Raw genomic sequence first — 6,117 nt, forward strand, 5'->3', positions numbered from 1 at the left:
GAGCTAAGGCTCCCTCTTAAATTAAAAAAAGGAGAGATCGATTTGAGCTTATTAGAAATGAAAAATGTTAAAAAAAGTTATGGAGGAGTAAAGGCTCTTAAAGGCGTTGATTTTTCTTTAGAAAAAGGAGAATGTCATGCTCTTGTTGGAGAGAATGGTGCCGGTAAATCTACACTTATAAAATGTCTGACTGGCGCAACAAAAATGGATTCGGGAATTATAAAGTTAGAAGGAAGAGAAATTGCTTTAAATTCTCCAAAAGATGGAATAGAAAATGGAATAATTGCAGTATATCAAGAACCAATGATATATCCGAAATTGAGTGTAGTAGAAAATATATTTCTTGGAAAAGAAATAAAAAAAGCTAATGGAGCTATTGATTGGAAAGCAGAGAAGAAAAAAGCTAAAGAGTTACTTCACCGTTTGGGTGTTGAAGAAGATATTTCTAACATAGAAATGGGTACTTTATCAACTGCTTTTCAACAATTAGTATTAATTGCAAAAGCCCTTCTTTTTACTGCAAAAATTGTTATTTTTGATGAACCTACCGCTATACTAACCGAACAAGAAACTTTAAGACTTTTCAAGATAATAGAAGATTTAAAAAAACAAGGAATAGGGGTTATTTATATAAGTCATAGGTTGGAAGAACTTGAGAAAATAGCAGATAGAATAACAATAATGAGAGATGGGGAAGTTAAAGGAACTTTTTTGAAAAAAGAAATTACCAAAGGACAGATTATTGACTTAATGGCAGGTAAACATTTAACGGAAAAAAATAAGAAAGAAAAAAAGATGGGTAAAATAGTTTTAGAAATTAAAAATTTCAGCAAGAAAAAAATGTTTCACAATATATCTTTTAATGTCAAGGAAGGAGAGATATTAGGATTCTCCGGACTGGTAGGGGCAGGAAGAAGTGAATTAATGCAGTCTATTTTTGGACTTATTTTTCCCGATGATGGAGAAATGTTCTTTAATGGTCAAAAGATAAGAGTTAATTCTCCTGTAGAAGCTATAAATTTGGGTATAGCTTATCTTCCAGAAGACAGAGGATCTCAAGGTTTGTTTCAAAACTTTGCCATTTTAGATAATATTACAATAAGTATTCTTGATAAATTTAAGAAAAGTTTTGGAGTAGTAGATATTGAGAAGAGTACTCAATTAGCTAAAAAATACATAGAGTTATTAAAAATAAAAGCTCCTTCAGTTTATACGAAAGTAAAAAATTTAAGTGGTGGGAATCAGCAAAAAGTTCTAATTTCAAAGTGGTTAGCAGTTGAACCAAAAATACTTATTTTAGATGAGCCTACCCGGGGAGTTGATGTTGGTATAAAATCGGAAATTCACGAACTGATATTTGAATTGTCATCTCAAGGACTCCCAGTTATAATAATTTCTTCAGAATTGCCAGAAATATTAAAATTAAGTGATAGAGTGATTGTAATGCATGAAGGTGTGATAACGGGGGAATTTGAAGGTCATGAAATTACCGAGGAAAATTTGATGAGAGCAGTTATAGGCGAAAATCTTGTAGGTCAGAGGTGATATTCGTGCAAGCAAAAAATCTATTTAAAAGTCGAGAATTTATTATTATATGCATTATTTTACTTTTGTCTTTATTTATAACACTATATTCTCCAAGGTTTATTAACATTCAAAATATAAGAAATATCTTCATGCAAGTTTCAAGTATAGCAATAAGTGCTATTGGAATGACAATGATCATAATAACAGGAGGAATTGATGTTTCTGCTGGTTCGATCTTTGGAATTACAGGTTTAACTCTGGCAAAGTTAGCTACTTCCGGTTTTAATCCTTTTTTTGCTTTTATTGTAAGCGCTGGGGTAGGGATTTTGTTGGGGTTATTAAATGGTTTGCTAATATCTAAAATAAATATTTCTCCTATAATAGTGACATTAGGTACTATGAGTTTTTGGAGAACATTAATTTTTGCGATATCTGGTGGAAGATGGGTTTTAGGAATACCTAACAAGGCTTTAGTTTTTGGGTCGGCTTCTTTAGGAAATATACCTCTTGCAATAATATTAATGGGAATACTTATAATAATTTTTTCTTATTTTATGTGTTCAAGACCTTTTGGAAGATATATATATGCTTTTGGAAACAATCCAGAATTCTTGAGAATATCTGGTGTAAATCAATCAAAAGTTTTACTGTTTGTTTACACTATTGCAGGATTAATGTACGCACTTTCGTCTTTCATCGTTGTTGGAAGAACTGGCATAGTTCAGGCCAATATTGGTACAGGATATGAACTTCAAGTAATTGCTGCCGTTGTGCTCGGAGGGACAAGTGTTACTGGAGGTAAAGGTACAATAATAGGAAGTTTTTTAGGTGCGACGTTGATAGGAGTTATCAGCAACGGCTTGGTTATGTTAAATGTTCCAGCTTTGCTCGAAAATCTGATTTTAGGAGTACTTATATTGGTGTCAGTAATAACAGACATTATAAGCAATAGAGGTGAAAGTGAATGAAAAAGAATATTCTGACAGAATCTTTGAAGAACAGAAATATTATTTTACTATTTATATTTATTGTAATTTTTCTTTATTTTTCTATATTTACACGAGATTTTTTTAATTATTACAATATTGTCAACTTGACAAAGTATGGTGTAGAAATCGGATTGTTAGCTTTAGCAGAAACTTTAATTATAATCTCTGGTAAGGGAGGTATTGATTTATCCATCGGTTCTATTTTAAGTTTAAGTGCAATGACAATAGGAGTCCTTGGTGGAAGAATGGGAATTAATATATGGATTTCTGTCTTAGTGGGTATTGGAGTCGCTACTTTAGCTGGGCTATTAAATGGGATTGCTGTTTCTTTGATAAAAATTCCACCTTTGCTTGTTACTCTATCAACCATGTATATATATGATTCTATTGCTTTACTTATATCTATGGATCAATATGGAAACGCCATGCCAATTTCTAATTTTCCTGAAAATTATTTGTTTTTAGGTCAAAAAGATTTATTTAATATTCCTCTTCAATTGATAATTGTTTTCATTCCTATAATAATAATTCTTCATTTGATTTTATCGAAAACGGTCTATGGTAAACGGCTTTATGCTATAGGATCAAATGACAAAGTTGCTAAATTTTCTGGAATACCTAACAACAGAGTAAGAATCATTGCCTATACTTTAGGGGGATTTTTAGCTGGAATAGCCGCAATGGTTATGACTTCAAGAATAGCTAGTGCAAGGCCAGATTTAGGAGCTAATTTGAATTTGAGAGCAATTACAATAGCTGTATTAGGTGGGACTAATATTATTGGAGGAGAAGGAACAATAATCGGTACTGTAATTGCAATATTTTTAATAACCGTACTAAATAATGGTATGCAGCTTTCTGGAGTTAATCCAATATGGCAAGACGGAGTTTTAGGTATAATCCTTGTTGCAAGTGCAATAGTTAATTTTATCATTTATAAAAAAATGAATAGTTCAAAAAGCTAAGTTGTAAATTATATTTATATTATCATTAATAATATACAAAGGTAATATTGATAAAGCTTAAATTTTAGAATTTCTAAAAGCAACAATTGGAAAAACATAGAGGAGGTAATCTTTGTATGAAAAAATTCATAAATAATCCTGACGACGTAGTTAAAGACCAAGTTGAAGGGTTTATAAAATGTCATCAAGAAATAATTGAGAAAACTGCAAATCCAAGGGTATTAAAATATAAAAAATCCCCCATTTTGGGGAAGGTAGGTATTGTGACAGGGGGAGGTTCTGGTCATTTACCAGCGTTTATTGGGTATATAGGAGAAAATATGGTGGATGCTGTTGCCATAGGAGAGATTTTTTCTTCTCCTACTCCTCAAGCTTTTCTTGATGCGATAATTGCTTCAGAATCCGGCAAAGGAGTAGCATGTTTATTTGGTAATTACGCAGGAGATAAAATGAATGTAAAACTTGCAATTAAAATGGCTAAAGCAAAAGGAATAGAAGTAAGAACTGTCGTAGCAAATGATGATGTTTCTTCTGCTCCAAAAGAGGAAAAAGAAAGACGAAGAGGTGGAGGTGGAGAAATATTAATGTGGAAAATAGCCGGAGCAAAGTCTTCAGAGGGGGGACAATTAGATGAAGTAATAGATGTAGCACAAAAAACAGTTGATAACATGAGAAGTATTGGTGTAGGGTTATTTCCCTGTACAATTCCAGCGTTTGGGAAACCAAATTTTGAAATAGAAGAAGGAAAGATGGAAATAGGAATAGGTCATCATGGAGAAAAAGGATTAGAGATAATGGATTTAAAGCCTTCTAAAGTTATCGCAAATATTATGTTAGACAAAATAATCCCTGATTTACCTTTTTATGAAGGAGACGAAGTGGTAGTTATGCTTTCAGGTTTAGGTGCGACACCCGTTGAAGAGTTATATATTTTATATAGCGATATATATAATGAATTAAAGAACAAAAATATAGTTGCTTACAAATCTTATGTTGGGAATTTTTATACTTCGCTTGATATGGGAGGGGCTTTCTTGACATTGCTTAAATTGGATGAAGAATTGAAAAGATTAGTTGATCTGAATGCATATAGTGTGGGGCTAAAACAATTTTAAGCCGGGAGGAAATTATGAAAGAATCATTTAAGAATGAAAGAGGAAAAATAATTGTTGAAGATATGATAAAAATCATTCAGGATAATAAAAATTATTTGAGTGAAATAGATGCTCAGTTAGGTGACGGAGATCATGGTATAAATATGAATAAAGGGTTTTCCATCTGTTATGATAGGATAAAAGATAAACAATTAGGGTTTTCTGAATCTTTAGAAGTTTTAGGAAATGTTTTACTAAATGAAATAGGTGGTTCGATGGGACCTTTGTATGGACTGTTTTTTCTTGAAATGGCTGAAGTTATAAAAAGTAAAGAAGAAATTGATAAATTTGATTTTTCAAATATGCTGCATAGAGCTTTGGAAGGGATTAAGCAATTAACTGATGCTAAAATTGGAGATAAAACATTATTAGATACCCTGATTCCATCAATAGAGGCTTTTGATAGAGCTATAAATAACAATGGAAGTTTTATAGAAGCTTTGAATGATTTAATAGAATCGGCCGAAAAGGGTAAGGATTCAACAAGAGATCTGATATCCAAATATGGCAGAGGGAGTAGATTGGGAGAAGCTTCAAGAAACATTTTAGATGCGGGAGCTGTTTCTTGCTATTTTATATTAAAATCAATGTCAAATTCTATAAAAAAATTACTTGAAAGTTCTTCTTATTCATAAAAAACTTTAAAAGTAATAATAGAAGGGGATTTTTAGAATGATATTCGAAACTATAGGAAAAAGAATAATTGTAATAATATTAATTATTTTATTTTTATTTGGTTTAGCTATCTCCTTTAACATTTTTTCATTAGTTAATTCCAATGAAGGATTGTTAAAGTATAAAAATTTATCCGATGAAACAAGTAGAATTTCAGAAATAGAAATGGATTTTTTTGAAGCGGCTTTAGCTTTAAAAGATTATGTAATATATTATGATGCTGAGACACAAAAAAGATTTTTGATTAATATAAGTAATATAAAAGATGAATTTATGAATGAAACAAATGAATCTATAGAGATTGTCAATTTAAGAAGTTACATAGAAGCCTATGAAAATTTATTTAATCAAATAGTTGATTTAAATGCTGAAAAAGAAAGCCTTATAGAAAATAGTTTTATAGTTGTATATAATAATTTAATAAAGCTTATTCCTGATTTTAAAATAATAGCCGAAGAAAGTAATGCCTCGTGGTTGAATTTTTATTTTGATAATGTTTCTCAATTACTTAACAATATTATAGAATTATCTTCTGTATATTTTTCATCTAAATCAGTTGGAGATAAAAATAATGTATTAGGGATATTCAACGAATTAGACTCTCAAGTTTTAGTAATCCAGTATGGTTTAGAAACAGATGATTTAAGACAGCTGTTTACAGAGATGCAAGCTTATGTCAATGATTTTAGAAGTGTTTTCATCCAAATAGTTGAGACAATAGAATCACAAGAACCAATAATACAACAGATGGAAGAAATGAGAGTAGAAATATTAAACCTATTAGAAGAACAAAGAGCGGAGTTAAAA

General features: G+C 30.7%; 5 protein-coding genes and 1 pseudogene. All 6 read left to right on the forward strand.

Annotated elements, in window-relative coordinates; genetic code table 11:
- Positions 1-42: 42 nt before the first annotated feature.
- Positions 43-1,545, forward strand: a complete 1,503-nt coding sequence (locus X924_RS04245; protein ID WP_121957703.1) for a sugar ABC transporter ATP-binding protein — start codon at positions 43-45, stop codon at positions 1,543-1,545.
- 5 nt (positions 1,546-1,550) lie between these two features.
- A complete protein-coding gene (locus tag X924_RS04250; protein WP_199172626.1) occupies positions 1,551-2,495 on the forward strand; it encodes an ABC transporter permease in 945 nt (314 codons plus the stop codon).
- Positions 2,492-3,481, forward strand: a complete 990-nt coding sequence (locus X924_RS04255) for an ABC transporter permease (protein WP_121957704.1) — start codon at positions 2,492-2,494, stop codon at positions 3,479-3,481. The genes X924_RS04250 and X924_RS04255 overlap by 4 nt, the downstream gene beginning before the upstream one ends.
- 116 nt (positions 3,482-3,597) lie before the next feature.
- Positions 3,598-4,596, forward strand: a complete 999-nt coding sequence (locus X924_RS04260; RefSeq protein WP_121957705.1) for a dihydroxyacetone kinase subunit DhaK — start codon at positions 3,598-3,600, stop codon at positions 4,594-4,596.
- Between the two features lie 14 nt (positions 4,597-4,610).
- A complete protein-coding gene (gene dhaL / locus X924_RS04265; RefSeq protein ID WP_121957706.1) occupies positions 4,611-5,270 on the forward strand; it encodes a dihydroxyacetone kinase subunit DhaL in 660 nt (219 codons plus the stop codon).
- A 37-nt stretch (positions 5,271-5,307) separates the two neighbouring features.
- Positions 5,308-6,117 (forward strand): annotated as a pseudogene (locus tag X924_RS04270) (methyl-accepting chemotaxis protein); the annotation flags it as partial.

The organism is Petrotoga sp. 9PWA.NaAc.5.4 (genome assembly GCF_002895485.1).
Classification (GTDB): Bacteria; Thermotogota; Thermotogae; order Petrotogales; family Petrotogaceae; genus AZRK01.

Bases quoted from the DNA above. Each gene is read 5' to 3' on its own strand.
- X924_RS04255 (WP_121957704.1), top strand. From the start codon at position 2,492: ATGAAAAAGAATATTCTGACAGAATCTTTGAAGAACAGAAATATTATT.
- dhaL (WP_121957706.1), top strand. From the start codon at position 4,611: ATGAAAGAATCATTTAAGAATGAAAGAGGAAAAATAATTGTTGAAGAT.
- X924_RS04260 (WP_121957705.1), top strand. From the start codon at position 3,598: ATGAAAAAATTCATAAATAATCCTGACGACGTAGTTAAAGACCAAGTT.